34 protein-coding genes are annotated in these 25,208 nt (G+C 71.3%); 5 read left to right on the top strand and 29 right to left on the bottom strand.

Annotated features, from left to right (window positions below; genetic code table 11):
- Positions 1-23 precede the first annotated feature (23 nt).
- The 22 genes from rplO to LCE31_RS08425 all read right to left on the bottom strand — a co-directional run bounded on the left by rplO (position 24) and on the right by LCE31_RS08425 (position 11,162).
- Positions 24-479, bottom strand: a complete 456-nt coding sequence (rplO, locus tag LCE31_RS08530) for a 50S ribosomal protein L15 (RefSeq protein ID WP_225013400.1) — start codon at positions 477-479, stop codon at positions 24-26.
- A 1-nt stretch (position 480) separates the two neighbouring features.
- A complete protein-coding gene (gene rpmD, locus LCE31_RS08525; RefSeq protein ID WP_225013399.1) occupies positions 481-663 on the bottom strand; it encodes a 50S ribosomal protein L30 in 183 nt (60 codons plus the stop codon).
- A complete protein-coding gene (gene rpsE / locus LCE31_RS08520) occupies positions 663-1,268 on the bottom strand; it encodes a 30S ribosomal protein S5 (protein WP_225013398.1) in 606 nt (201 codons plus the stop codon). Before rpsE ends, rpmD begins: the two co-directional genes overlap by 1 nt.
- A gap of 47 nt (positions 1,269-1,315) precedes the next feature.
- Entirely contained in the window at positions 1,316-1,699 is a 384-nt protein-coding gene (gene rplR, locus LCE31_RS08515) for a 50S ribosomal protein L18 (protein WP_225013397.1), read from the bottom strand.
- 3 nt (positions 1,700-1,702) lie between these two features.
- Positions 1,703-2,239: a 50S ribosomal protein L6 gene (rplF, locus tag LCE31_RS08510; protein WP_225013396.1), complete on the bottom strand. Its 537-nt coding sequence runs from the start codon at positions 2,237-2,239 to the stop codon at positions 1,703-1,705.
- Between the two features lie 23 nt (positions 2,240-2,262).
- Complete coding sequence (gene rpsH, locus LCE31_RS08505; protein ID WP_225013395.1) at positions 2,263-2,661, bottom strand: 30S ribosomal protein S8; 399 nt, start codon at positions 2,659-2,661, stop codon at positions 2,263-2,265.
- Between the two features lie 230 nt (positions 2,662-2,891).
- Entirely contained in the window at positions 2,892-3,077 is a 186-nt protein-coding gene (locus LCE31_RS08500; protein ID WP_003956452.1) for a type Z 30S ribosomal protein S14, read from the bottom strand.
- 5 nt (positions 3,078-3,082) lie between these two features.
- Complete coding sequence (gene rplE, locus LCE31_RS08495; protein ID WP_209339858.1) at positions 3,083-3,640, bottom strand: 50S ribosomal protein L5; 558 nt, start codon at positions 3,638-3,640, stop codon at positions 3,083-3,085.
- On the bottom strand, positions 3,640-3,963 hold the full coding sequence (gene rplX / locus LCE31_RS08490; RefSeq protein WP_225013394.1) for a 50S ribosomal protein L24: 324 nt from the start codon (positions 3,961-3,963) through the stop codon (positions 3,640-3,642). The genes rplE and rplX overlap by 1 nt, the downstream gene beginning before the upstream one ends.
- 2 nt (positions 3,964-3,965) lie before the next feature.
- Complete coding sequence (gene rplN / locus LCE31_RS08485; protein ID WP_003966950.1) at positions 3,966-4,334, bottom strand: 50S ribosomal protein L14; 369 nt, start codon at positions 4,332-4,334, stop codon at positions 3,966-3,968.
- A 127-nt stretch (positions 4,335-4,461) separates the two neighbouring features.
- Positions 4,462-4,749 carry a 30S ribosomal protein S17 gene (rpsQ, locus tag LCE31_RS08480; RefSeq protein ID WP_225013393.1) on the bottom strand — a complete coding sequence of 96 codons (288 nt, stop codon included), beginning with the start codon at positions 4,747-4,749 and terminating at the stop codon, positions 4,462-4,464.
- Positions 4,749-4,976 (bottom strand): 50S ribosomal protein L29, encoded by a 228-nt coding sequence (gene rpmC, locus LCE31_RS08475; RefSeq protein ID WP_225013392.1) that lies wholly within the window; start codon positions 4,974-4,976, stop codon positions 4,749-4,751. Before rpmC ends, rpsQ begins: the two co-directional genes overlap by 1 nt.
- On the bottom strand, positions 4,976-5,395 hold the full coding sequence (gene rplP / locus LCE31_RS08470; RefSeq protein ID WP_030903854.1) for a 50S ribosomal protein L16: 420 nt from the start codon (positions 5,393-5,395) through the stop codon (positions 4,976-4,978). Before rplP ends, rpmC begins: the two co-directional genes overlap by 1 nt.
- 5 nt (positions 5,396-5,400) lie before the next feature.
- Entirely contained in the window at positions 5,401-6,258 is an 858-nt protein-coding gene (gene rpsC, locus LCE31_RS08465) for a 30S ribosomal protein S3 (RefSeq protein WP_225013391.1), read from the bottom strand.
- On the bottom strand, positions 6,258-6,605 hold the full coding sequence (gene rplV, locus LCE31_RS08460; RefSeq protein WP_225013406.1) for a 50S ribosomal protein L22: 348 nt from the start codon (positions 6,603-6,605) through the stop codon (positions 6,258-6,260). The genes rpsC and rplV overlap by 1 nt, the downstream gene beginning before the upstream one ends.
- Before the next feature lie 43 nt (positions 6,606-6,648).
- Positions 6,649-6,930, bottom strand: coding sequence for a 30S ribosomal protein S19 (gene rpsS / locus LCE31_RS08455; RefSeq protein WP_030351437.1), 282 nt, complete (start codon positions 6,928-6,930; stop codon positions 6,649-6,651).
- 13 nt (positions 6,931-6,943) lie between these two features.
- Complete coding sequence (gene rplB / locus LCE31_RS08450; protein ID WP_225013390.1) at positions 6,944-7,780, bottom strand: 50S ribosomal protein L2; 837 nt, start codon at positions 7,778-7,780, stop codon at positions 6,944-6,946.
- A 47-nt stretch (positions 7,781-7,827) separates the two neighbouring features.
- On the bottom strand, positions 7,828-8,241 hold the full coding sequence (gene rplW / locus LCE31_RS08445) for a 50S ribosomal protein L23 (RefSeq protein ID WP_225013389.1): 414 nt from the start codon (positions 8,239-8,241) through the stop codon (positions 7,828-7,830).
- Positions 8,241-8,897 (bottom strand): 50S ribosomal protein L4, encoded by a 657-nt coding sequence (rplD, locus tag LCE31_RS08440; RefSeq protein WP_225013388.1) that lies wholly within the window; start codon positions 8,895-8,897, stop codon positions 8,241-8,243. The genes rplW and rplD overlap by 1 nt, the downstream gene beginning before the upstream one ends.
- Before the next feature lie 8 nt (positions 8,898-8,905).
- A complete protein-coding gene (gene rplC, locus LCE31_RS08435; protein WP_225013387.1) occupies positions 8,906-9,550 on the bottom strand; it encodes a 50S ribosomal protein L3 in 645 nt (214 codons plus the stop codon).
- Positions 9,551-9,564: 14 nt separating this feature from the next.
- A complete protein-coding gene (gene rpsJ / locus LCE31_RS08430; protein ID WP_003948644.1) occupies positions 9,565-9,873 on the bottom strand; it encodes a 30S ribosomal protein S10 in 309 nt (102 codons plus the stop codon).
- A gap of 572 nt (positions 9,874-10,445) precedes the next feature.
- Complete coding sequence (locus tag LCE31_RS08425; protein WP_225013386.1) at positions 10,446-11,162, bottom strand: TetR/AcrR family transcriptional regulator; 717 nt, start codon at positions 11,160-11,162, stop codon at positions 10,446-10,448.
- 78 nt (positions 11,163-11,240) lie between these two features.
- On the opposite strand from LCE31_RS08425, the gene LCE31_RS08420 reads away from it, so the two are divergent.
- Positions 11,241-11,948 (top strand): VC0807 family protein, encoded by a 708-nt coding sequence (locus LCE31_RS08420; protein WP_225013385.1) that lies wholly within the window; start codon positions 11,241-11,243, stop codon positions 11,946-11,948.
- An 88-nt stretch (positions 11,949-12,036) separates the two neighbouring features.
- On the opposite strand, the gene LCE31_RS08415 is transcribed toward LCE31_RS08420, so the two are convergent.
- Together LCE31_RS08415 and LCE31_RS08410 are read right to left on the bottom strand one after the other, a co-directional pair.
- Positions 12,037-13,275 (bottom strand): cytochrome P450, encoded by a 1,239-nt coding sequence (locus tag LCE31_RS08415; RefSeq protein WP_225013384.1) that lies wholly within the window; start codon positions 13,273-13,275, stop codon positions 12,037-12,039.
- 168 nt (positions 13,276-13,443) lie between these two features.
- Complete coding sequence (locus LCE31_RS08410) at positions 13,444-14,931, bottom strand: class I adenylate-forming enzyme family protein (RefSeq protein ID WP_225013383.1); 1,488 nt, start codon at positions 14,929-14,931, stop codon at positions 13,444-13,446.
- Positions 14,932-15,378: 447 nt separating this feature from the next.
- Here LCE31_RS08410 and LCE31_RS08405 point away from each other — a divergent pair, with 447 nt between their 5' ends.
- The gene (locus LCE31_RS08405; RefSeq protein WP_225013405.1) at positions 15,379-16,419 is read left to right on the top strand and encodes a glycosyltransferase; all 1,041 of its coding nucleotides are present in this window, start codon (positions 15,379-15,381) and stop codon (positions 16,417-16,419) included.
- A 64-nt stretch (positions 16,420-16,483) separates the two neighbouring features.
- On the opposite strand, the gene LCE31_RS08400 is transcribed toward LCE31_RS08405, so the two are convergent.
- From LCE31_RS08400 to LCE31_RS08385, 4 genes are all read right to left on the bottom strand, one after another.
- On the bottom strand, positions 16,484-16,951 hold the full coding sequence (locus LCE31_RS08400; protein ID WP_225013382.1) for a hypothetical protein: 468 nt from the start codon (positions 16,949-16,951) through the stop codon (positions 16,484-16,486).
- Positions 16,952-16,982: 31 nt separating this feature from the next.
- Positions 16,983-18,557, bottom strand: a complete 1,575-nt coding sequence (locus LCE31_RS08395; protein ID WP_225013381.1) for a restriction endonuclease fold toxin-2 domain-containing protein — start codon at positions 18,555-18,557, stop codon at positions 16,983-16,985.
- 170 nt (positions 18,558-18,727) lie between these two features.
- The gene (locus LCE31_RS08390) at positions 18,728-19,648 is read right to left on the bottom strand and encodes a serine hydrolase (protein WP_225013380.1); all 921 of its coding nucleotides are present in this window, start codon (positions 19,646-19,648) and stop codon (positions 18,728-18,730) included.
- The gene (locus tag LCE31_RS08385; RefSeq protein ID WP_225013379.1) at positions 19,630-20,715 is read right to left on the bottom strand and encodes a LysR family transcriptional regulator; all 1,086 of its coding nucleotides are present in this window, start codon (positions 20,713-20,715) and stop codon (positions 19,630-19,632) included. Before LCE31_RS08385 ends, LCE31_RS08390 begins: the two co-directional genes overlap by 19 nt.
- A 97-nt stretch (positions 20,716-20,812) precedes the next feature.
- Here LCE31_RS08385 and bla point away from each other — a divergent pair, with 97 nt between their 5' ends.
- Positions 20,813-21,796 carry a class A beta-lactamase gene (gene bla / locus LCE31_RS08380; protein ID WP_225013378.1) on the top strand — a complete coding sequence of 328 codons (984 nt, stop codon included), beginning with the start codon at positions 20,813-20,815 and terminating at the stop codon, positions 21,794-21,796.
- 139 nt (positions 21,797-21,935) lie between these two features.
- Here bla and LCE31_RS08375 read toward each other — a convergent pair whose 3' ends face one another.
- On the bottom strand, positions 21,936-22,889 hold the full coding sequence (locus LCE31_RS08375; RefSeq protein ID WP_225013377.1) for an alpha/beta fold hydrolase: 954 nt from the start codon (positions 22,887-22,889) through the stop codon (positions 21,936-21,938).
- Positions 22,890-23,006: 117 nt separating this feature from the next.
- Between LCE31_RS08375 and LCE31_RS08370 the strand changes: the two genes are divergently transcribed.
- Entirely contained in the window at positions 23,007-24,014 is a 1,008-nt protein-coding gene (locus tag LCE31_RS08370) for a LysR family transcriptional regulator (RefSeq protein WP_225013376.1), read from the top strand.
- Positions 24,015-24,210: 196 nt separating this feature from the next.
- Entirely contained in the window at positions 24,211-25,044 is an 834-nt protein-coding gene (locus tag LCE31_RS08365; protein WP_225013375.1) for an SDR family NAD(P)-dependent oxidoreductase, read from the top strand.
- The last annotated feature ends 164 nt before the right edge of the window (positions 25,045-25,208 follow it).

Below are 25,208 nucleotides of genomic sequence, written 5' to 3'. Positions count from 1 at the left end.
ATGTTTCAGGCCATCGGGTCCGCTCAGGCGGACTCGGTGACGGTCCCGCCGGCGGCGGTGATCTTCTCCTTGGCGGAGCCGGAGGCGGCGTCCACCGACACCGTCAGCGCCACGGAGATCTCGCCCTGGCCGAGAACCTTGACCGGGCTGTTCTTGCGCACCGCGCCCTTGGCGACCAGGTCGTCAACGGTGACCTCGCCACCCTCCGGGTAGAGGGTCGAGAGCTTGTCCAGGTTGACGACCTGGTACTCGGTGCGGAAGGGGTTCTTGAAGCCCCGCAGCTTCGGGAGCCGCATGTGGAGGGGCATCTGCCCGCCCTCGAAGCTCTCCGGAACCTGGTAGCGGGCCTTCGTGCCCTTGGTGCCACGACCAGCGGTCTTGCCCTTGGACGCCTCGCCACGACCCACACGGGTCTTGGCGGTCTTGGCGCCGGGGGCAGGACGGAGGTTGTGGACCTTCAGCGGCTTCTGCTCCGCCATGTCAGTCGACCTCCTCAACCGTCACGAGGTGGCGCACGGTCTGCACCATGCCGCGGAACTCGGGACGGTCCTCCTTGACGACCACGTCGTGCAGGCGCTTGAGCCCGAGCGAACGCAGCGTCTCGCGGTGGTTCTGCTTGCTGCCGATGTACGACTTCGTCTGCGTGATCTTGAGGCGGGCCATTACGCACCCGCTCCCGCACGAGCACGCAGCAGAGCCGCGGGGGCGACGTCCTCGAGGGGCAGACCGCGGCGGGCCGCGATCTCCTCGGGGCGCTGGAGGCCCTGGAGGGCCGCCACCGTCGCGTGCACGATGTTGATCGCGTTGTCCGAGCCGAGCGACTTCGACAGGATGTCGTGCACGCCCGCGCACTCCAGGACGGCGCGCACCGGGCCACCGGCGATAACACCCGTACCGGGGGAAGCGGGCTTCAGCAGGACGACGCCCGCGGCCTTCTCGCCCTGGATCGGGTGCGGGATGGTGCCCTGGATACGGGGGACCTTGAAGAAGTGCTTCTTGGCCTCCTCAACACCCTTGGCGATGGCGGCCGGCACCTCCTTGGCCTTGCCGTAGCCGACACCCACGGTGCCGTCACCGTCGCCCACCACGACCAGCGCGGTGAAGCTGAAGCGACGACCACCCTTCACAACCTTGGCGACACGGTTGATCGCGACGACGCGCTCAACGTATGCGGTCTTCTCGGCGGCGGAGGCGCCACCGTCACGGCCCTTCCGGTCCCGCCGCTCGCCGCCACCGGCACCGCTGCCGCGGCGCTGGGGTCCAGCCATTGGAATTACCTCTCTCTGTTACGTCCGCTGTGCGTGGGAACCGGGCTCTAGAACTTCAGACCGGCTTCGCGGGCGGCGTCAGCCAGAGCGGCAATCCGCCCGGCGTACTTGTTGCCACCACGGTCGAACACGACGGCCTCGATGCCGGCGGCCTTGGCGCGCTCCGCGACCAGGGAACCGACCTTCTTCGCCAGCTCGCTCTTGTCACCGTCTCCACCGCGGATGGAGGTGTCGAGGGTCGACGCCGACGCGAGCGTGTGGCCCGCGATGTCGTCGACGACCTGCGCCACCATGTGGCGGTTCGACCGCGTCACGACGAGGCGGGGACGCTCCGGCGTACCCGAGATCCTCTTGCGGACGCGAATGTGACGGCGCTTGATGGCAGCGGCCTTGTACGCGTTGCCCTTGGCGATCTTCACACCGTATGCCATGGCTTACTTACCAGCCTTTCCGACCTTGCGGCGGATGACCTCGCCCGCGTACCTGACACCCTTGGCCTTGTACGGGTCGGGCTTCCGCAGCTTGCGGATGTTGGCAGCGACTTCGCCGACCTTCTGCTTGTCGATGCCCTCGACCGAGAACTTCGTGGGCGACTCAACCTTGAAGCTGATGCCCTCGGGCGCCTCGACCGTGATCGGGTGGCTGTAGCCCAGGGCGAACTCCAGGTTGGAGCCCTTCGCCTGGACGCGGTAACCGACACCGCTGATTTCGAGCGCCTTGGTGTACCCCTGGGTCACGCCGGTGATCATGTTCGCCACCAGCGTGCGGGACAGGCCGTGCAGCGACCTGTTCTGACGCTCGTCGTTCGGACGCGTGACGCTGATCACGTCTTCGTCCTTGGTGACCTCGATCGGGGACGCGACGGTGTGCGCGAGGGAGCCCTTGGGGCCCTTCACGGAGACCGTACGGCCGTCGATGGTGACGTCCACACCGGCGGGAACCTGGATGGGGAGCTTGCCGATACGCGACATGAGCTTTCTCCTTCCGTTCCCGACTACCAGACGTAGGCGAGGACTTCCCCACCCACGCCCTTCTTGCCCGCCTGCTGACCGGTCAGGAGACCGTGGGACGTGGAGATGATCGCCACGCCCAGGCCGCCGAGGACCTTCGGCAGGTTGGTGGACTTCGCGTACACGCGGAGACCCGGCTTGGAGATGCGCCTGATACCGGCGATCGAACGCTCGCGGTTCGGGCCGAACTTCAGCTCCAGGACGAGGTTCTTGCCGACTTCGGCGTCCTCGGTCTTCCAGCCGGTGATGAAACCCTCCTGCTGGAGGATCTCGGCGATGTGCGACTTGATCTTGCTGTGCGGCATCACGACGGAGTCGTGGTATGCCGAGTTCGCGTTCCGCAGACGCGTGAGCATGTCTGCGATGGGATCAGTCATGGTCATGAATTGGCCTTCGGCCTCTCTCGCCGGGGTTTCCTGTATGCGTCGTCCCTCTCCCCGAACCGAGACGGGGCAGGTGTGACGCGGGGACCTACGGCGTAGTAAGCAGCACGTGCGGGCGATGCCCGCGGATGTCGGGCGGCAGAGGCCCGACCCCACCAGCCTAAGCCATGCGGGGTGGGGCTTCTGCCAACCAGTTGCTTACCGAGAGACTCCGGGAGTCCGGGAAAGGACTACCAGGAGCTCTTGGTAACGCCCGGCAGTTCACCGCGGTGCGCCATCTCACGGAGGCACACACGGCACAGGCCGAACTTGCGGTACACGGAGTGGGGCCGGCCACAGCGCTGGCAGCGCGTGTAGGCACGCACGCCGAACTTCGGCTTGCGGGCGGCCTTAGCGATCAGAGCCTTCTTCGCCACGTCGGTCACATCTCCTTGAACGGGAAGCCGAGGTGGCGCAGCAGGGCACGACCCTCGTCGTCATTGGTCGCCGTGGTGACCACGGTGATGTCCATGCCCCGGACCCGGTCGATCCTGTCCTGGTCGATCTCGTGGAACATGACCTGCTCCGTGAGACCGAAGGTGTAGTTGCCGCGTCCGTCGAACTGCTTCGGGGACAGACCGCGGAAGTCACGGATACGCGGCAGCGCGAGCGACAGCGTACGGTCCAGGAACTCCCACATGCGGTCGCCGCGGAGCGTGACGTGGCAGCCGATCGGCTGGCCCTCGCGCAGCTTGAACTGCGCGATGGACTTGCGGGCCTTGGTGACGGCGGGCTTCTGGCCGGTGATCGCGGTGAGGTCCCGGATCGCGCCGTCCATCAGCTTCGAGTCGCGGGCGGCGTCGCCGACACCCATGTTGACCACGATCTTGACGAGGCCCGGGGTCTGCATGACGTTCTCGTACTTGAACTCGTCACGCAGCTTGCCCGCGATCTCCTCGCGGTAGCGCGTCTTCAGACGCGGCGCAGTGGTGGTAGCCATCAGATGTCCTCACCGGTCCGCTTGGCAACGCGGATCTTGTTGCCTTCGTCGTCGAAGCGGTAACCGACGCGGGTCACGACCTTCTTGCCGTCCTTCTCCACGACCAGCTGGACGTTGGAGACGTGGATGGGCGCCTCGGTGGTGATGATGCCGCCGGTCTGCGAACCGCGAGCGGTCTGGCCGGTCTTGGTGTGCTTCTTGACCCGGTTGACACCCTCGACGAGGACGCGGTCGCGCGCGGGGTAGGCCACGATGACCTTGCCCTGCTTGCCCTTGTCCTTACCGGTGATGACCTGGACCAGGTCGCCCTTCTTGATCTTCATGCCTACAGCACCTCCGGCGCGAGCGAGATGATCTTCATGAACTTCTTCTCGCGCAGCTCACGACCCACCGGGCCGAAGATACGGGTGCCGCGGGGGTCGCCGTCGTTCTTCAGAATGACGGCGGCGTTCTCGTCGAAGCGGATGTACGAGCCATCCTGGCGACGACGCTCCTTGACGGTGCGAACGATGACGGCCTTGACGACGTCACCCTTCTTCACGTTGCCACCGGGGATCGCGTCCTTGACGGTGGCGACGATGACGTCACCGATACCCGCGTAGCGGCGACCCGAGCCGCCGAGAACACGGATGGTGAGGATTTCCTTCGCACCCGTGTTGTCGGCGACACGAAGTCGCGACTCCTGCTGGATCACGTCTATCTCCTGATCGTCTGCCGGTTCCCCGGGGGCTGCCGCGAACGGCGGCCCCCGGAGCCTGGCGGAACTGTTCCGAGGAGGAATTCCCCCTCGGAGGGGGTTACTTGGCCCTGCCGAAAAAGGCTTACTTGGCCTTTTCGAGAATCTCGACGACGCGCCAGCGCTTGGTCGCCGACAGCGGCCGCGTCTCCATGAGGAGGACGCGGTCGCCGATGCCGGCGGCGTTCTGCTCGTCGTGGGCCTTGAGCTTGTTCGTACGGCGGATGACCTTGCCGTACAGGGCGTGCTTGACGCGGTCCTCGACGGCGACGACGACGGTCTTGTCCATCTTGTCGCTGACGACCAGGCCCTCACGGGTCTTGCGGAAGCCGCGCGTGGCGGTGTTCGTCTCAGTCACGTTGCTCTCGCTCATCAGGCGCTCTCCACCACTGTCTCGATGCCCAGCTCGCGCTCACGCATCAGGGTGTAGATCCGCGCGATGTCCTTGCGCACGGCCTTGAGGCGGCCGTGGTTCTCAAGCTGTCCCGTCGCCGCCTGGAAGCGGAGGTTGAACAGCTCTTCCTTGGACTCCCGGAGCTTGCCGACAAGCTCCTGGTCGCCCAGCTCGCGCAGTTCGGACGCCTTGGTACCGGCCGACATCACGCCTCACCTGCCTCGCGCCGAACGATCCGGCACTTCATCGGGAGCTTGTGAGCAGCGCGGGTGAGCGCCTCACGAGCGGTCTTCTCGTTCGGGTAGGACAGCTCGAACATCACCCGGCCCGGCTTGACGTTCGCGATCCACCACTCGGGAGAACCCTTGCCGGAACCCATGCGGGTCTCGGCGGGCTTCTTCGTCAGCGGACGGTCCGGGTAGATGTTGATCCAGACCTTGCCGCCACGCTTGATGTGGCGGGTCATGGCGATACGAGCGGCCTCGATCTGGCGGTTCGTCACGTACGCCGGGGTCAGCGCCTGGATGCCGTACTCGCCGAACGTGACCTGCGTACCACCCTTGGACATACCGCTGCGCTTGGGGTGGTGCTGCTTGCGGTGCTTGACCCTACGCGGGATCAGCATGGCGGTCAGGCCTCCGTTCCGGTGCTCTCGGCAGGAGCCGGCGCCGCAGCCGTGGCTTCCTCGGCCTTGGGGGCCTCGGTCGCCGGGCTCTGCCGGTCACCCTGCTGCTGCGGCCTGCGGCCACGGCCGCCGCGCTCGCCGCCGCGTCCACCGCGACCCGCCGGGCGGTCACTGCCGCCACCGCGGGCCGGACGGTTGCCGGCGCGAGCCGCTGCGTTCTCCGCGCGGACCTCAGCGATGTTCTTGACGTCGCCCTTGTAGATCCAGACCTTCACGCCGATGCGGCCGAAGCTGGTCTTGGCCTCGAAGAAGCCGTAGTCGACGTTGGCCCGGAGCGTGTGCAGGGGCACGCGGCCCTCGCGGTAGAACTCCGAGCGGGACATCTCGGCGCCGCCGAGGCGGCCACCGCACTGGATCTTGATGCCCTTGGCGCCGGCCTTCATCGTCGACTGCATGCTCTTGCGCATGGCGCGACGGAAGGAGACGCGGGAGGACAGCTGCTCGGCGACGGCCTGCGCGACCAGCTGGGCGTCCACCTCGGGGTTCTTGACCTCGAGGATGTTCAGCTGGACCTGCTTGCCGGTGAGCTTCTCCAGCTCGCCGCGGATGCGGTCGGCCTCCGCGCCGCGACGGCCGATGACGATGCCCGGCCGGGCGGTGTGGATGTCGACGCGGACGCGGTCGCGGGTGCGCTCGATCTCCACCTTGGAGATGCCGGCCCGCTCCATGCCCTTCGTCATCATCCTGCGGATGGCGACGTCTTCCTTGACGTAGTCCTTGTACAGCTTGTCGGCGTACCAGCGGGACTTGAAGTCCGTGGTGATGCCGAGCCGAAACCCGTGCGGGTTTACCTTCTGGCCCATTACCGGGTTCCTTCCTTGCTGCTGAGGACCACGGTGATGTGGCTGGTCCGCTTGCGGATGCGGTACGCGCGACCCTGCGCGCGCGGCCGGAACCGCTTCAGGGTCGGACCCTCGTCCACGTACGCCTCGCTGATGACCAGCGACGTGGCGTCCGTGTGCTCGTAGTTGTGGGCGGCGTTGGCGATGGCGCTGTCCAGCACCTTGCCAACGGGCTCGCTCGCGGCCTGCGGGGCGAAACGCAGGACCGCCTGAGCCTCCGTGGCGTTCATGCCACGGATGAGGTCCACCACACGGCGGGCCTTCATGGGCGTGACGCGGATGTACCGCGCCTGGGCCCTGGCTTCCATGGTTGTCCCTTCGGTGTTTGTCATGATCGGTTCCACCCCGCTGCTAGCGGCGCTTCGACTTCCGGTCGTCCTTGACGTGGCCGCGGAAGGTGCGAGTCGGCGAGAACTCGCCGAGCTTGTGGCCGACCATCGACTCGGTGACGAACACCGGGACGTGGATCTTGCCGTTGTGCACCGCGATCGTGTGGCCCAGCATGGCCGGGACGATCATCGAGCGACGGGACCAGGTCTTGATGACGTTCTTGGTGCCTGCCTCGTTCTGTACGTCCACCTTCTTGATCAGGTGGTCGTCGACGAAGGGCCCCTTCTTGAGACTGCGCGGCATCTTAAACCCGCTCCTAGCGCTTCTTGTTCGTCTTGCGGCGGCGGACGATGTACTTGTTGCTCGCCTTCTTGGGAGAACGAGTACGACCCTCCTTCTGACCCCAGGGGGAGACCGGGTGGCGACCACCGGAGGTCTTGCCCTCACCACCACCGTGCGGGTGGTCCACCGGGTTCATGGCGACACCGCGGACGGTCGGGCGTACGCCCTTCCAGCGCATGCGGCCGGCCTTGCCCCAGTTGATGTTCGACTGCTCGGCGTTGCCGACGGCGCCGATGGTGGCGCGGCAGCGGACGTCGACCATGCGGACCTCACCGGACGGCATACGAAGGGTGGCCATGGAGCCCTCCTTCGCGAGCAGCTGCACCGAGGAGCCCGCGGAGCGGGCGAACTTGGCGCCGCCGCCGGGACGCAGCTCGATGGCGTGCACCGTGGTACCGACGGGGATGTGGCGCAGCGGCAGGTTGTTGCCCGCCTTGATGTCGGCGCCGGCGCCGTTCTCGATGCGCGCGCCCTGCACCAGGCCCGCGGGGGCGAGGATGTAGCGCTTCTCGCCGTCCGCGTAGTGGAGCAGCGCGATGCGCGCGGTGCGGTTCGGGTCGTACTCGATGTGCGCGACCTTGGCGGGGACGCCGTCCTTGTCGTGCCGACGGAAGTCGATGACACGGAAGGCGCGCTTGTGGCCACCGCCCTGGTGGCGGACGGTCACACGACCGGCGTTGTTGCGGCCGCCCTTGCTGTGCAGGGGACGGACCAGCGACTTCTCCGGCGTGGACCGCGTGATCTCGACAAAGTCGGCGACGCTGGAGCCACGACGGCCCGGGGTCGTCGGCTTGTACTTGCGGATACCCATTTCTCAGTCCTCGGAAGATTCCGGACTTCTGAACGAACCGGCCTCCGTCAGGAGGTCGGGCCGCCGAAGATGTCGATGCGGTCGCCCTCGGCAAGGGTCACGATGGCGCGCTTGGTGTCAGGGCGCTTGCCGAAACCGGAGCGGGTGCGCTTGCGCTTGCCCTGCCGGTTGATCGTGTTGACGCCGGTGACCGTGACCGAGAAGACCGCCTGGACGGCCTGCTTGATCTGGGTCTTGTTGGCGCGCGGGTCGACGACGAACGTGTACTTGTTCTCGTCGAGCAGGGCGTAGCTCTTCTCGGAGACGACCGGCTTGACGAGGATGTCGCGCGGGTCGGCGAGGGACTTGCTCAGCGGGGTCTCGACGACCGGGCCCTTGACGCCGCTCCTGGCCTTGGCCAGGCGCTTCGCCTTGGCGGCCTTGGCGGCCTTGGGCGCGATGCTGGGGTGGCGCGTAGCCATCAGGCCTCGCTCCCTTCGGTTTCGTTGGCCTTGTTCGGGCCGGCGACGAAGGACTCGAAGGCGCCCTTGGTGAAGACCACGTCGTCCGAGACGAGCACGTCGTACGTGTTCAGCTGGCCCGGCTCCAGGATGTGGACCTGGGGCAGGTTGCGGGCGGACAGCCACGCGGCCTCGTCGGCGCGCTCGACGACCAGGAGCAGGTTCTTGCGCTCGCTGATCTTGCCGAACAGGGTCTTCGCGGCCTTGGTGGAGGGCGCGTCGCCCTCGATGACGCCGGAGACGACGTGGACGCGGGCGTTCTGCGCGCGGTCCGTGAGGGCTCCGCGCAGGGCGGCGGCCTTCATCTTCTTCGGGGTCCGCTGCGAGTAGTCACGCGGCACGGGGCCGTGGACGACGCCACCGCCGGCGAACTGCGGCGCGCGGGTCGAACCCTGGCGGGCCCGGCCGGTGCCCTTCTGGCGGTACGGCTTCTTGCCACCGCCGCGGACTTCGCCACGGGTCTTGGTCTTGTGCGTGCCCTGGCGGGCCGCTGCCAGCTGGGCGACGACGACCTGGTGGATCAGCGGAACGCTGACCCTGGCCTCGAAGATCTCCGCGGGGAGCTCGACGCTGCCCGACTTCTCGCCCGCGGGCGAAAGGATGTCAATGGTGCTCATGGTTTACCTCAGGCCCCCTTGGCCGCGGTACGAACCAGAACGAGACCGCCGTTGGGACCGGGAACCGCGCCCTTGATGAGCAGCAGGCCCTTCTCCGCGTCCACGGCGTGCACGGTCAGGTTCTGGGTGGTGACCCGCTCGTTGCCCATGCGGCCCGCCATACGGAGGCCCTTGAACACGCGGCCCGGGGTGGCGCAGCCACCGATGGAGCCGGGAGAGCGGTGCTTGCGCTGGGTACCGTGACCGGCGCCGAGGCCCTTGAAGTTGTGGCGCTTCATGACACCGGCGAAGCCCTTGCCCTTGCTCTTGCCGGTCACGTCGACCTTGAGCCCGGACTCGAACACGTCGGCCTTGATCTCCTGGCCGAGCGTGTACGTCGAGGCGTCCGCGGTGCGGAGCTCCACGAGGTGGCGGCGGGGGGTCACGTCGGCCTTGGCGAAGTGGCCCTTGAGGGGCTTGTTCACCTTGCGCGGGTCGATCTCGCCGAAGGCGATCTGGACCGACTCGTAGCCGTCGGAGTCATTCGTACGGACCTGGGTAACGACACAGGGCCCGGCCTTGACGACGGTCACCGGGACGACACGGTTGTTCTCGTCCCAGACCTGGGTCATGCCGAGCTTCTCGCCCAGGACGCCCTTGATCTGCTTGGTCATCTCTTCCGCGCCTCTCAGAGCTTGATCTCGATGTCGACGCCGGCCGGAAGGTCCAGGCGCATCAGCGAGTCAACGGTCTTGGGCGTCGGGTCGAGGATGTCGATCAGGCGCTTGTGCGTGCGCATCTCGAAGTGCTCGCGCGAGTCCTTGTACTTGTGCGGCGACTTGATGACGCAGTACACGTTCTTCTCTGTGGGCAGCGGCACCGGGCCCGCGACCGACGCACCAGTGCGGGTCACCGTCTCGACGATCTTCTTCGCCGAGGAGTCGATGACCTCGTGGTCGTAGGCCTTGAGCCGGATGCGGATCTTCTGTCCCGCCATGGCTGCTTCGAATTCCCGTTCTCTGTCTTACGCTCTGACGCCGCTAGCCGACCCACGCGGTCGGGCGTGTCGCGCTTCCTCTGTGGAAGACCCCATGACGGGACCCACACTGCGGGGGAAACGGAACCGGGCCGACCAGAGAGGCCGACCACCACCGGCGCCTGGCTGATACCCCGCCACGCATTCCCGGAAGATTCCCGTACGTCCGCTCCAGCGCTGCCCGGAAGGGCAGTTGAGGCGACGAGTACTGTGGGACTCGCTTCCAGTCCTCCCGGCGGGAGGCGCGCAGCATCGGCACTCAACCGAGCAACCGGACCAGTGTGCCACAGGGCCCCAGGGCCTGGCCAATCGCGACGGAGAACCCTACCCCACGGGCACACGTCCGAATCGTCGCCGCCCCGGGGACGGCCGGGTGGCGCGTCGGCGGCACCGGGCCGGCGGTGCGGCGGCGGCACCGGCCGACGGCCTGTTTCGCGTCCTCCTTATAGAAGGGGACGGATCAGGGAGGGGACGGCCCGGACGCCTGGCCGGGCCACTGGCCACCCGGGCGCATGCCCGGACGCCTGCCCCGGCTACCCGGGCGCCTGTCCGGACAGCAGGCCGAAGACGCGGTCCGCCGCGCGCACCGCGTCCGGGTGCACCGCGTCCGCCGTCTCGCCCGCGATCATCCGCCGCACGTTCTCCTCGATCAGCGCCTGACGGGCGCCGAGGAGCCGGCCGGCCTCCGCGTGGGCGAACACGTCCGGCGCGGCACCGCCGGTCCCGGGCCCGCCGCCGCCACCCTTGTCTCCGTCGTCCCCGTCGTCCCCGTCGCCGCCGGCCAGGGCGCCCGCCAGCAGCACCCGGGCCTCCTCGTGCATCGCGTACAGCCGCAGGCGCAGTGCGGGGGTCTCGCGCAGGAGGCGCTGGCAGCCCACCACCCAGGTGATGTCGCACAGCCCGCTGGAGGCGTCGCGCCCGTCCAGCAGGGCGCGGAAGTCGCGATGGAGCGCCACGGCGGGACCCTCTCCCGCCGCGCGGGCCCGCACGACGCGGGCCGGGTCCTCGATGTGGTCCCGCATCGGGGCGGTGACCAGGTCTTCCTTCGTCGGGAAGTAGTTGAAGACGGTCATCTTGGAGACATTCGCCGCCGCCGCGATCCGGTTGACGGTGACCCCGTCGAAGCCCTGCTCAAGGAAGAGCGAGATGGCCTCGCTCCAGATCGCCCGCTGCGTCTGGACCCTCTTGCGCTCCCGCAGGCCGGGGGCCGGGGCCGCCTTCGCGGCCGTGGTTGCCGTGGTTGCCGTCATGCATCGACTGTACCAGGCTAATTTTTAAGCCGAGAAAAAAGATTGACCGGGTACAAATTTTACGGCTACGGTCCTGCCATGACCTCGATCACCACAGCGAAGAAGCAGGCGGCCACCGTGTCCGAGCAGCGGGCGCACGACGCCGGCCCGCGCGATCCGCGCCGCGAGGCGCTGCGCCCCCTCCTCGCGGATGTCGCGCTCCCCCTCGCGCTCTACTACGGACTGACGAAGCTGGCCGGCGTCGGTACCGTCCCCGCACTCGTGATCTCCAGCGTCCCGCCCGCGATCAGCACCGTGTGGACCGCGCTCACCCGCAGGACGCTCAACGCCCTCGGCGCGCTGATGCTGGCGGTCAACGTCGTCGGGATCGGGGTGAGCCTGCTGACCGGCGACCCGCGCCTGATGCTCGCCAAGGACGGCGCCGTCAGCAGCACCGTCGGCATCGCGATCCTGCTGTCCTCGCTGGGCGGCGCGCCGCTGATGGCGACGGCGGTCAAGCCGATGCTGGTGAAGAGCGACGCGGCGAAGTCGGCGGCCTGGGGGCGGCTCTCGGCCGGCCCCGGCGCCTTCCGTACGGCGCAGCGCCTGCACTCGGCGGTCTGGGGCACGGCCCTGCTCTGCGACTGCGCGGTCCGCGTGGTCTGCGCGTACACCCTGCCGGTGCACACCGCGGTGTGGCTGAACACCTTCATCGTGCTGGGCGCGATCGCCCTCGCCATCGCCGCGTCGCAGCCCCTGGTGGAGCGCATGGAGAAGATGCTGGAGCCCGGCGCCGCGAAGGCGTGAGGCGGGACCGGGGCCTACACCCCGCGCCCCGGCCGGAGCCCTACGCCGCCGGGGACCGGGGTCTACGCCGCGCGCCCCGGCCGGAGCCCTATGCCGCCCCGGTGTCCCAACGGGCCTCCAGGGACGGCGGCTTGCGGAAGACCAGACCGTACGGGTGGCTCGGCCGCGTCCCGTCCAGGCGCAGCCCCGGCAGCCGCTCGAAGCAGGCGCGCAGCGCGATCACCGCCTCCAGGCGGGCCAGGTGCGCGCCCAGGCAGTAGTGCGGGCCGTACGCGAAGGCGAGCTGGAGGCGGGAGTTGGCGCGCCCGAGGTCGAAGCGGTCGGGGTCGGCAAACACCTCCGGGTCGCGGTTGGCCCCGGCGAGCGACACCGTGACGAGGTCGCCGGCCCCGATCCGGGCGCCGCCCAGCTCGGTGTCCCGGGTGGCGTAGCGGTCCACGACGGCCGCGCCGGGTTCCAGGCGCAGCGACTCCTCGACGGCCTGGTCGAGGAGGGCCGGGTCGGCGCGTACCTCGTTCGCGAGCCGGGGCTCCGACAGCAGGTGGTACAGCGCGTTGACGATCATGCCCTCGGTGGTCTCGATGCCGCCGAACAGCAGGACCGCCGCGTTCGCGGCGATCTCCCCCACCCCGAGCCGGTCGGACGCGGCCTCCAGCAGCGACTCCGCGCCTTTCGCCCCCACGGTCGCGGCGACGGCCTCGCGCAGCGCCGCGTACGCGGCGGGCCCCTCGGCCCCGGCGTCCTCGCCGCGCGTGAGCCGGTCGACGGCGCCCACGATGGCGTCGTACCAGCCGAGTACGTCCGGGACGGGCACGTCCCTGAGCCCGAGGACGTCGGCCATGACGACGGCGGCGAGCGGCCCGGCGAACCCCCGCCTCAGCTCGCCCGCGCCGTGCGGGGCGAGGGCGTCGAGCAGCCGGTCGGCCTCCGCCCTGATGGTCCCGGCGAACGCGGCGCGCACCGCGCGCGGCTTGAACGGCTCGACGAACGGCTCCCGGTGGCGGCCGTGTTCCGCGCCGTCCAGGGAGAGCATGCTCGGACCGATGACCTTCGCGGTGGTGAACCGGGGGTCGTCCACGGTGAACGTCTCCGCGTCGCGCATCACCCGTACGGCCGACTCCCGCGCGGTCACCAGCCATCCGCCGAGCGCCTCCACCCACACCACGGGGCCACGGGCGCGCAGCCGGGCGAGGTGCGGGTGCGGGTCGGCGGCGAGTTCGGCGAGCGTGACGCGGTGTGCGTCGGTGCCCGTGACACGGGGCTGGTCCGTGCGCATGTCGGCGGGCGTGTCGGTGTGCGGGGCTGCGGGCGGGTCGGCGGGGGCCATCCGGCGAGCGTAACCCGCGTCCGCGCGGCGGCCGGAGGCAGGCGGCCGGGGCGCCCCGACGCGGCCCGGCCGCGGGCACCCGGCCGCCGGTCACCACCAGTCGGCCACCGGTCAGCGGTCACCGGTCAGCGACTGCCCCCGGCCGGCCGGTGACCGCGACCGCCCTGCTCAGACGAACTGGCCGCCGCTCGCGCGGAGCTGCCTGCGCAGGATCTTCCCGTTCCCGTTCCGCGGTAGCGCGTCCAGCCATACGAGGTCGTGCGGGACCTTGTACCAGGACAGCCGGGACTCGGCCAGGCCGACCAGCTCGGCGGCCAGGGCGTCGGGGTCCGCCCCAGGGCCCGGCCCGGCCGCGGGCGCGCGCACCACATACGCGCGCAGGCTGGTGTCCCCCGCCGGGCGCCGCACGGCGCTGACGGCCGCTTCGAGCACCTCCGGGTGGCTCTCAAGGAGCTGTTCGATCTCGCCAGGCACCACGTTCTGCCCGCCGATGACCTCGACGTCGTCGAGCCGGCCGTGCACGTGCACGACCCCGTCCTCGTCGAGCGACGCCAGGTCCCCGGTGGGATGCCAGACGTCCGCCTCGTGGCGCGGGCAGAGGCTGCCGCGCGCGACGCCGCGCGTGGCGAAGGGCACATGGATGTGCAGCTCGCCCCGCTCCCCCACCGGTCGCGTCCGGCCTTCGGCGTCGACAATGCGCACGGGACGGCCGTCGAAGGGCCGTCCGACCGCCGAGGGCGTGTCGTACGCGGCGGGCGGGCCGATGGCTATGCCGCCGATCTCGGTCGCGCCGTAGGCGTTGATCAGCCGCTCTCCGAGGAGCGGCACCACCTTCTCGCGCATCCGCGCGGAGAGCACTTCCCCCGCGCAGATCGCCAGCCGCAGGTGGCCCAGCACGTCGGCGTGGCCGGGTTCGAGCAGTAGGCGCGCGAGGAAACTCGGCTGCGAGAACAGGTGCGTGACGCGGTGGCGGCGCATGAGCCCGACCGCGGCGGCCGGGGTGGCGCGCGGACGCGAGAGCACGGAGACCTGGCCGGTGGTGAGGGTGGTGAACAGCGAGGCGCTCAGCCCGCCCAGGAAGTACATCCGCGACACCGAGAGCCCGACCGTGCCGGGTCCCGACGTCGACCCCCCGCCGCGCACGCCGCCGAGGTCGCGGTGGCGGAAGAAGCACAGCTTGGGCGGGCCCGTGGTGCCCGAGGTGAACAGGGCGAGCGCCGAGTCGTCCGCGCCGCCGCGGAATCCGGGCTCCGGCTCCCCCTTGAGCAGGGGCGGTACGTGCGTGGTCGGCACCAGGTCCGCGCCCTCCAGCCACCCGGCGGTCTCCGGGTCGATCACGGCCAGGGCCGGTTCGGCCGTGGCGATGTCCCGGGTCAGGTCCTCCTGGCTCATCTGCACGTTGACCGGCACGGCGACGAGACCCGCCTGCCACGCTCCGAGCAGGCACCAGACCATCTCGATGCTGTCGGGCAGGGCCAGCAGGACCCGCTCGCCCGGGCGCAGCCCCGCGGCCCGGTACCCGCCCGCCACCCGGGCGGCGCCGTCGAAGACTCGGTGGAACGTCCAGGCGTCGTCGTCCACCAGGAAGGCGTTCCGATCGCCCCAGCCCTCGGTACGGACATGGTCAGCCAGACGCTGCGTCAGATTGTCGGTCATGCCTACGGACGACTCCTTACAGGGACACTTCGGCATTTCTTGCCACTCACCGCCCGAGCTTCAACTCACGTCACACGGGCGCCAGTTGCAGCCTAACGACAGGCCGCGCCACCGCGGTGGAGGCACCTGTCGGGGCGTGTTCCCGGCTTTCCGCGACCGCCTCGGGCGCGCACGGGGCGACCGGGGCGACCGGTCGGCCGAGGGGGCACGCCCCCGGCGCCCGCGCCATCGCCGTTCGCGCCGCCCTCGGCCGGGGCCCGGGCCGCCCCCCCCCGTCCAGAGGGTCCACGTGAGGTTCATACGATGGGTGTGTTCCCGGCCCCGCAGGCCCGTTCGCCGGGGTCGCCGCTCCGGCGGGCGCAACCACACAACAGATGCTGCGAGGTTCCTGTGCGTGTTCTCTTCAGCGCGGTCCCTGCCACGGGACATGTGCTTCCCCTGGTGCCCATGGCCTCGGCGGCGGTGGCCGACGGCCATGAAGCGGCCCTTCTGACCTCGGAGGATCTCCGTGAGCTGCTGGCGCCCTTCCCCCTGCTGATCGCGGGGCCGCCGGCCAAGGAGCTGGTGGCGGAGACGGTGCGGCGCCTCGGCGGGCCCTGGAACGGCCCGGGCCCGGGAGCGGCGGAGCTGTTCGCGGGCACGCGGGTCGACCTGACCTACGAGCAGGCGCGCACCCGCGCGAAGGAGTTCGCCCCCGATCTCATCGTGTGCGACACCCTGGACTTCGTCGGCCCGATGCTAGCGGCGGAGCTGGGCACGCCCTGGGCCCTCCACGGCGTCTCCGGCGGCCTGCCCCCGCACTTCGGGGAGGTCCTCGACGAGCGGTGGGACGCCCAGCTCGCTCGGTACGGCCTGACCAGGACGCCCAGACTGGCCTACGTCGACCCGTACCCGGACCTGCTGCACGGCGAGGACGCGCCGTTGGCGGCCGACCGGCTGCCGGTACGGATCGTGCCGTTCGACCGGAGCGGCGCCGACTACGAGCCCCCGGAGTTCGGCCGTCCCGGTGCCCGCGTACTCGTCACGCTGGGGACGAGCGTGGACGACCGCGACATGGAGCGGGAGTTCGCCACGTCCCTGGCGGAGGCCGGTTTCAACGTCCTGGTCACCGGGCCTGCGCCGGACGGTGCCGCACTCGGCCCGGCCGTCCGGCACATCGGGTTCGTACCGCTCGCCCGGGTCCTGCCCGACGTCGACCTCGTGGTCTCGGCGGGCGGCACCGGCACCGTGCTCGGCGCGCTCGCCCTCGGAGTGCCTCTCGTCATCCGGCCGGTCATGGCCGACCACCCCTTCAACGCGGCCCGCGCCGAGCGGCTGGGCGCGGCCCTGACCATCACCGAACCGGGCGAGGCCGGTGCCGCCGCGCGGCAGGTGCTGGGCGATCCCGCGTTCGCACGAGCCGCCGGCGAGGTGCGGGCCAGGAACGCGGCCCTGCCGTCCCCTGCGGATGTCCTGCGCGAGCTGGAGACGCGCCTGCCCGGACACTGACGGGCGGCCACACGCGCGTATCACGCACGCCGCCGCGGCAGGCCGTGCCGGGCGGCGCGCGCCCTCAGCCGCCGAACTCCCTGGCGAAGGTGGTTTCGTCCAGCGACAGGTCGACGGGTTCGAGATCGGCGTCGTAGTCGGCCCACCAGACGGCCGGGACGTCGGGCGCGAGCGTGCTCAGCAGCCGGTGCACGATCCGGGCCGCCCCGTCCAGCGGGTCCTGGTCGGGGAAGGTCAGGACCCGGTGCTCGGTCTGCCACGCGAAGGGATGCACCCGGCCGGTCTCCCGGCCGCCCGCGTCCATGACGCCCGGGTCCCGGACGTCCGTCCCCTCCGCATCCGTGACGCCCGCGTTCGTAACGCCCGCGTCCTGCGCGTCGGTCTCCCGGATGGCCAGCTCCAGGATGCCGTCGCCGTCCGACAATCGGCTGCCGGGCCACAGGCGCGTCACGCAGGCGGACAGTTCGTCGTCCGTGAAGGTCCAGGCCGCGCCGCTCTCCCGGTCCGCGCTCACGAAGAAGGTGGCTCCCACTGCTGATTCCTCTCAGGCGTCCTGGTTGACGCTAGGGCACGATACGGGTCTCGCCGGGGACTTTCCCGGCGGCGAGCAACGCGTCGAAGTAGGCGCCCGCCTTGGCGTCGTTGGTGATGATCTCCAGGTGGTTGACCTGGTTGCGGGGGTCCTTGAACGCGGAGCCGTACCGCGCGATCTCGTCCTTCTGGCTCTTCTCGGTGGACTCGTAGACGTACGAGGGCACGTTGTCCACGTTGCCGAGGCGCAGCGGCGACGAACAGCCCTTCTGCGTTCCGATGTACTTCGCGTCCACGGCGGCGCCGTCGGACGAGCGCACTCCGTCCGCGTTCATGCCACGCTGGCCGCCCTTCCCGTCCGGGACCGTGGTGTAGAGGTTGTACTCCGTCGAACCAGCGACCCTCAACTGGTAGGCGCGGCGCGCGTCGATCTTGGGCTTTCCGGTGGTCGGCAGCACGGACGGGCTCGTACGGCCGTCGTTGCGCATGGTCTGCATCCACCGCACGACCGCGGCCTGGTCCGTGGCGGAGAGGGCGGGGAAGCGGCTCAGCGGATCGCGGGGCAGGGGCGAGGTGCCGGGCGCCGGCGGCGGTCCCGGCGCGGCACCGGCCGCGGTGGAGGCCAGGAGCATGGTGGCACCGGTGGCCGCCGTGGTGACGACGACGGGGACGAGGATGCGGGCCGCCGCGGCCTCCACCGTCGCCGCGGCCTCGGCCAGCACGGCGAGTTCGGCGCTGGCCTCCAGCTCCGCCGCCATGGCCACGGCCGCCGCGGACGCCTCTGCCGCGATCGCCGCCTCCCCGCCCGCGGCGGCGGCGTCCGAGCCGCCGAAGGTCAGGAGTGTCAGGCCGATTCCCACGACCGCGACACCGCCCGCGAGTTCGGCCAGGTGCGTCAGGTGGGTACGCAGCGAGTCGATCTTTCCCGCGTACGTGTCGCAGGCCTGGCTGAGCTGGTGGGCCGTGGTGGAGAGGGTGTTGAGGAGGGGGCCCGTGACCGTGCAGTCGATGTGGAGTTGCCGCCAGCTCGCCCCGAATGCCTCGACATCGCTCGCGTCGCTCTCCGCGGTCACCGGGGTGACATGGCGGTCCCCTTCGAGGCCGAGCGTGGTGAGCAGGCCGGCCAGGCGCTGCCAGTCCTTGCCCGCCTGGCGCAGGGCGTCCGGGTCGCCCTGGGGCCAGAACTTGGCGATGATGTCGCGGACGGCCCAGTTCTGGTGCCCGACCGCCGTCGGGATCTTCACGGATCGCGGCTCGCTGTCGCACCCGGGGTTCGAACCCGCGGGCAGCTGCGTCGGCAGCCGCATGCCGTTCAGCAGCTTGACCTCTGCCACGAGGTAGTTCGTGGACATGGTGTAGAGGGTGTTCGCCGCGCCGCCCAGGTACGCGACGCTCTTGCCCAGCGCGTCGGTGACCCGCTGCGCCGCGGGATCGTAGAGCGCCGCGAACGCGTGGCCGGCGTCGTCGTCGCCCGCCATGCCGGCGGCGTCGTCCAGCGATCCGACGAGGCCCGAGTGGATCTGCGAGGCCCATACCTGGAGGTCCGCGAAGCCCGCGGACGAGAGCAACACCTGTACTGGATCGATGTCCACGTCGTAGTGCGTCACCGGTGGTCCCCCTACCAACGGCCAACCCGTCGACCTCGCCAACCCCGTCAACTCACTTGAGCTTGCGGGCTCTTCGCGGCCTAACGGCCCGTCAACACGGGCAATCCGGATTTTACCGCGTGAGGGGTCCGCCGGGACAGAGTCCGGCGTACGGGGTCGGGCGCGCGTTGTCACCAGGGCGCCGTCCGCCCGTCCGCGCGCACATGGTCGTGGAGGGCACGGGCGACCCGCGCCATCGCGGCCTCCGCGGCGGGCTGGACGGCGGCGGGTACGGAGGACTCGGTGAGCGCGGCCACGGCGACGGCCGTACCGTCGCCGTGTTCCACCACGCCCACCTCGTGGCGGAGGTTCAGCAGGGTGCCGGTCTTGGACGACCACACGGCCGAGTCCGCGCCGAAGTCGGGGGCCAGCCGGTGCCTGATGACGTTGGCCGCCATCAACGACCGTACGGGACGCGCGACTTCGGCATGGATACGGCCGGGCACCCACAGGGCTTCGAGGAGATCGACGAAGGCGCGTGCGGTGCCGGTGTTCGCCCGGCCGACGTCCAGTTGGGGGATCGCGTGCCCCCGTCCCGGCGTTCCCCGGTCGATCGCGAGCGACTGGGCGAGCCGGGCCTCGTCCGGCGCGAAGCGCTCGGCGGGGGTGTCGGACAGTTCGTGGAGCAGGTGCCGCACGGTGATGCCGGCCAGGCCCGCGTCGCGCAGGGTCCGTTGGACCTCCGCCGGCGGGACGAGCCCGAACAGCGCGTCGCCCGCGGTGTTGTCGCTGATCGCGAGAGCGAGGTAGAGCAGATCCTCGACGGCGATCCGGGCCGGATGGCGGAATCTGCTGAGACCGGTGGGTCCCGGCGAGGTGACCCGTCCCGGCTGGACCGTGACCGTACGGGCGCCGTCGATCCGGCCGGTCCGCACACGGTCGAGGACGGCGATCGCGAGAGGCAGTTTGACGAGTGAGGCGATGGGGAGTTCGCGGTCCGCGTCGATCGCGGCCTCCTCGCCGGTCGACAGGTCCCGCACCAGGAACGACCCGCTCAGCCCGGCGTCGGCCAGGAGGCGGCGCAGCTCGTGGATCACGCGTTCGGCGGGCATCGCCGCTCCTCTCGACCGGCGGGGGCGCGCCGCTCGTTTCGGCCGGCGGTGGCGCCCCGGTCCTCTCGACCGGCGGGGGCGTCCCGCTGCTCTCGACCGGCGGGAGCACGCCAATCCTCGCGATCGGCGGGGGCACGCCAGTCCTCTCGACCGGCGGGAGCACGCCGATCCTCTCGACCGGCGGGGGCGCCCAGGCACAGGGCCGTCTCGTCCCACAGGTGGGTGTCCAGGCGGTGTGTCTCGTCGCCGATCGCTGCGGCGCGGTAGCCGCGGGCGAGTGTGAGCCCGGCCAAGGGGCGCCAGTCCAGGCCGAGTTCTCGGGCCTGGGCCGCGGAACACACCAGCAGGTTCGCCGTGCGCAGTACGTCGGACAGGGCCGCGGTGAGCGAGGCGGCGACGGCGACCTGCGAGGGAGCGAGGGCCACGCCCTGGGCGACCTCCGTCAGCCGGTCCCGTACGTGCGGCACGTCGTCCTCGGGCTGGAGCCACAGGCGCGGGCCCGCGGGCGCCGTCCGGGCCGGCCGAAGTGTGTCGATCCGCAGCGGCCGGGCGTCCCCGCCCGGCCGGGAGCCGGCGCCGTCGCCCCTCCGGGAGGCCACGCCCAGGGGTACGCACCAGGTGGCCTCGTCCGGCACGACCGCGACCAGGGCCGCCCGTACGTCGCGGTCGGCGAGCAGCCTCGCGCGCTCCTGCGGTCCCGCCGTACGGAAGTCCAGCGCTGTGCCGCGCTCGCGCGAGGCGGCGTCCAGCAGGGCCAGATGGCGAACCGCGCAGGTCTCGGGGACCGCCACCGTCAGGGGACGCAGCCTGGCCCGCTCCGCGCTGTACTCCAGCTCGTCGGCCAGCCGCACCAGCCGCTTCGCGGCCGGCAGCATGTCGCGGCCGAACGCGGTCAGCGCCGCACGCCGGGTGGACCGGTCGAACAGCCGCTCACCGAAGCGCTGTTCCAGGGCGGCGATGCGCCGGCTCGCCACCGACTGCGGCACCTGGGCGGCGGCGGCACCCAGGGTGAAACTCCCTCGTTCGCCGACGTGGACGAACACGCGGCACGCTCCGACCAGATCCACGGTCCCGGATCGTATCCGGAACAGCATGCCGAAACAGCATGGGAATGCCCTTTTGTGTCTTTGATCGCATGGATCGTGGTGGGCGACGCTGTGGCGCATGCGCCACACTCCACTCCGCGGCCCGCTGTCCGTCGCATCGGCCCTGCTCCTCGTCGGCACGCTCGGCGCGTGCGCCGGACAGGACACGCCGACCGCCGGGAAGACGCCCGCCTCGACGCCCTCGGCCGCCCGCTCCTCCGCGTCCTCGGCCCCCTCATCCGCCCCGTCCCCCGGAACCGCCTCGCGAACCGCCTCCATGACGGCCGCGACGCAGGCCCTCGACGGGCTCCAGCACCGCTACCGCGCGCGGCTCGGCGTGTACGCGCTGGACACCGGCACGGGCCGCGAGGTCGTCTACCACGCGGACGACCGCTTCGCCTTCGACTCGACGTACAAAGCGCTCGCCGCGGGCGCTCTGCTGCGCCACGTCTCCGACGCCGACCTCAGCCACGTGATCACGTATCGCGCGGCCGACCTACAGGACTACTCACCGATCACCCGCTCCCACGTGTCCACCGGAATGACGCTGCGCGCGCTCATCGACGCGGCCCTGCGCTACAGCGACAACACCGCGGCCAACCTGCTGCTCGGCCGGCTCGGCGGCCCGCACGGGCTCCAGCAGGCGCTGCGGGACGTCGGCGACAGCACCACGCACGTCGACCGCACGGAGCCGGACGTCAACACCGCCGTTCCGGGGGACGTACGGGACACCAGCACGCCCCGCGCCCTCGGCACCGACGTGCGGCGGTTCGTCCTCGGGGACCTCCTGACCAGTGACCGGCGGAAGCAGCTGACCGACTGGATGCTCCACAACACCACCGGAGGCCCCTACATCCGCGCCGGTGTGCCCACCGGGTGGAAGGTCGGCGACAAGACCGGCAACGGGGACTACGGCAGCCGCAACGACATCGGCGTCGCCTGGCCGCCGCACGGGGACCCCGTCGTCATCGCGGTCCTCTCCGAGCGCGGCCACAAGGACGCCACCTCCGACGACGCCCTCATCGCCGACGCCACGAAGGCCGCGCTCACCGCGCTGCGCTGAGCGTCGGCGTCGGCGGGAGCGGCAGCGTCGGCGGCAGCGAGATGGGGCTCGGCATCGCCGGGCGAGACCGAGACCGGAACCGGGATCGGGATCGGAGTGCGCGCGCGGGGGCAGCGTGCCCGGCCCGCTGCCGGTACGGTCACGGCCGCGCCGACAGCAGCCCCGTGAGGAGTGCGGCGAACCGCGCCGCCTCGGTGACGTGCGGGAAGTGGTGGCCGACCGGCCACTCCACGATCTCCGCGCCGGGCAGCCGGTCGAGGAGCCAGGTGCGCTCGGCCGTCTCGATCTCGTCGCCGAACAGGGCCACGTAGGGGAGGCGCCGCTCACGGACGTCCGCCAGCATCGTCTCCGTACGGTTGACGAGGTCCCCGACGCGCAGGTCGAGCAGCTCGTCCCAGTAGCTCAGGACGAGCTGCTGCGACACCGTGTCCCCGGCCCGCAGCAGCTCGTGGGCGGCCTCGCCGACGTTCTCCGTCCGCTGCTTGGCCTGGAGCATGCCCCATGTCTCACCGAAGTCCTCGCCCCGCAGGCGGGGTGCGATGCGCTGCACGTACCGGGCGAACTCGTCCACGCGCAGCGGCTGATCGACGTTGACCACGGCTGCGGCCGGGTGCCGTGCGGCGTACGCGGTGACGAACACCCCGGCGATCGAGTGCCCCACCATCACCGGCGCGTCGAGACCGGCCGCCACGACCGCGTCGTGCACGGCCTCCACGATGTGGTCGAGCCCGTGCTCACCGCCGGGCAGCGGCGGTGACTCACCGTGTCCCGGCAGGTCCAGCGCGAGCGCCGGGTGACCGGACGACAGCTGGGAGAGAACGGGGCGCCACATGGCGCGGTCGAAGGTCAGGCCGTGCAGCAGCACCACCGACCGGCCCCGCCCGTACACGGCGCCAGGGCCACCGGAGGCCGGCGCCGCACCGTCACGCGCGGCGGGGCCCGGCGGCCCGGTCTCCGCGCCCCGCTCCGGGGCGGCGGGCGGACCGGGCCAGGGATCAGGGCCGAGCCCGATGGAGTCTCCGGACAGGCCGCCCCACTGCCCCGATGACAGGACGATTTCTTCCATATCTACCGCGTCGATATCGTTCGTCATATTTTGAACGCTACTCCGGGCGGTACGCGTGCGACGGCGGCGCACAGGGGGTGGCCGCCCGACCGCACAGCGCCTCCGCGGACCGCCGTGCGGCCACCCGGTGCTCCTCGTGATGCGATGGAGGACATGGAGCTGCGGGAGATGCGTACGTTCATCGCGGTCGTCGAGGCGGCCGGCCTGTCCGCCGCGGCGCGGCGCCTGCACGTCAGCCAGCCCGCCGTGTCCCAGACGGTGGCCGCGCTGGAACGGGAACTGGGCGTGCCGCTGCTCGTACGCGGCCGGAACGGTGTGCGGGCCACCGATGCGGGCATGACCCTGCTCGCCGAGGCGCGCGCCGTCCTCGCCCGCCACGACCGGGCCGTCGCGGCGGTGGCGGGGCACAGCGCGCCCGGGAGCAGGCTGCTGCGCCTCGGCATCCCCCTCGAACTGCCCGACGAGGTGCTGCTGCCCGCGATCGCGGACCTGGCGCGGACCTGCCCGGAGACCACGGTCCGGGCCCGGCATCTGTCCACCGCGCAGCAGCAGGAGGCGCTCCTCGCGGGCGAACTGGAGATGGGCCTGCTGCGGGAGCGGCCGGCCGGGCCCGCGCTGGACGCGCTGCTCGTCGTGGAAGAGCGGCTCGGGGTGCTGCTCTCCGCCGAGCGGGCCGCGGAGCTGGCGGGCCGGCCGACCGGCCCGGCGGGGACGGACACCACGGGCCCCGCGGGCAGCGCGGTCACCCCAGGCACCCCAGGCATCCCAGGCACCACGGGTGGGACCGGCCCCGCGGGCATCCGCCTGGACGCACTGGCGGGGCTCGACTGGGTCGGCTTCCCGCGCTCGGGCAGCCCCGCCTGGTACGACGAGGTCACGGCGGTGCTGCGCAGTCACGGCATCGATCTCGGCCCCGAGGGGTCGTACGGGGAGGCGGGCATCCCGCACGTGAAGTTCGCGGCGGTGGGCGGCGGCCGGGCGTTCGCCCTGGCACCGGCGAACTGGACACAGCCGCTGCCGGAGTTCGTCCGCTGGGCGCCGCTGATCGGGCACCCGCTCGTACGGCGGACCTGGGCGGTGTGGCCGGCAGACGCGACCAGGCGGGACCTCGGCCATCTGGTGACCGCGCTCGGACAGCACGTCCTGGGCTGAGCGCGGCGGCGCGCACCGTGCTCTTTCCGCAGGCCAGAGGGGCCGAAGGAGGGGACATGGGCTCCATAAGCAACGCCGATGACCACATCGGAAGGCTTCGGGCCGGATGCCGCTTACACCTCCCGTAGCCGCGGCGGGCAGACGCCGCGGCCCCGAGCCCGGTCGGGCTCGGCCCGGCAGGAGAGGTGAGGACGTCATGACGACGGCAGCGAACGACAACACCGGCACACCGAAGGCGGCCGGAGCGGGAACCCCGGCACAGGATGCCCGGGCGGCCGGCGGCGTCGCGGGCGAACTCGCGGGCAGGACGGCACTGGTGACCGGTGCGACCAGCGGGATCGGCCGCACGGCCGCACTGGCGCTCGCGCGGCTCGGCGCCCGGGTCGTGGTGTCGGGGCGCGACGCGACCCGCGGAAAGCAGGTGGTCGCCGACATCGAACAGTCGGGTGGCACCGGCTACTTCGCGGCGGCCGACCTGCGCGACGAGGAGTCGGCGCGCGCCCTGGCGCGGAGCGCGACCGCACTGGCGGGGCCGGTCGACATCCTGGTGAACAACGCGGGCGTCTTCCCGTTCGGCCCCACGGAGGAGACGAGCGAGGAGACCTTCGACGGGGTGTACGCGACCAATGTGAAGGTCCCGTACTTCCTGGTCGCGGAACTCGCGCCCGCGATGGCCGAACGCGGCAGCGGAGCCATCGTCAATGTGACGACGATGGTCGCGGAGTACGGTGCCGCCGGCATGGGCCTCTACGGGTCGAGCAAGGCCGCCCTCAAGCTGCTGACCAAGGCATGGGCGGCCGAATACGGCCCGCGGGGCGTCCGCGTGAACGCCGTCAGCCCGGGGCCGACCCGCACCGAGGGGACGGCCGGCATGGGAGAGGCGCTCGACGCCCTCGCCCAGGGCGGCCCCGCGGGACGGCCCGGGGGTCCGGAGGAGATCGCGGAGGCCATCGTGTTCCTCGCGTCCCCGCGGGCGAGCTTCGTCCACGGTGCCCTGCTGCCGGTGGACGGCGGCCGGGTCGCGGTCTGAGGAGCACGCCGGTCCTGAGGGCTTCGGCCCGAGGAGCACGGGCGGCGGGGGGGGGGGGGGGGGGGGGGGGGTGCCCCCCCCCCCCCCCCGCCCCGGGCGGGAAGAGCGCACCGGCGCCGCCAGGGCTTCGGGGCACGCAGCAGGGGGGACAGCGCGAGCGCCGA

This window comes from Streptomyces sp. 8L (assembly GCF_020176795.1).
In the GTDB taxonomy this organism is placed as follows: domain Bacteria; phylum Actinomycetota; class Actinomycetes; order Streptomycetales; family Streptomycetaceae; genus Streptomyces.
Note: the sequence above shows the minus strand (reverse complement) of the source record. Positions and strands in the feature narration are given on the sequence as shown.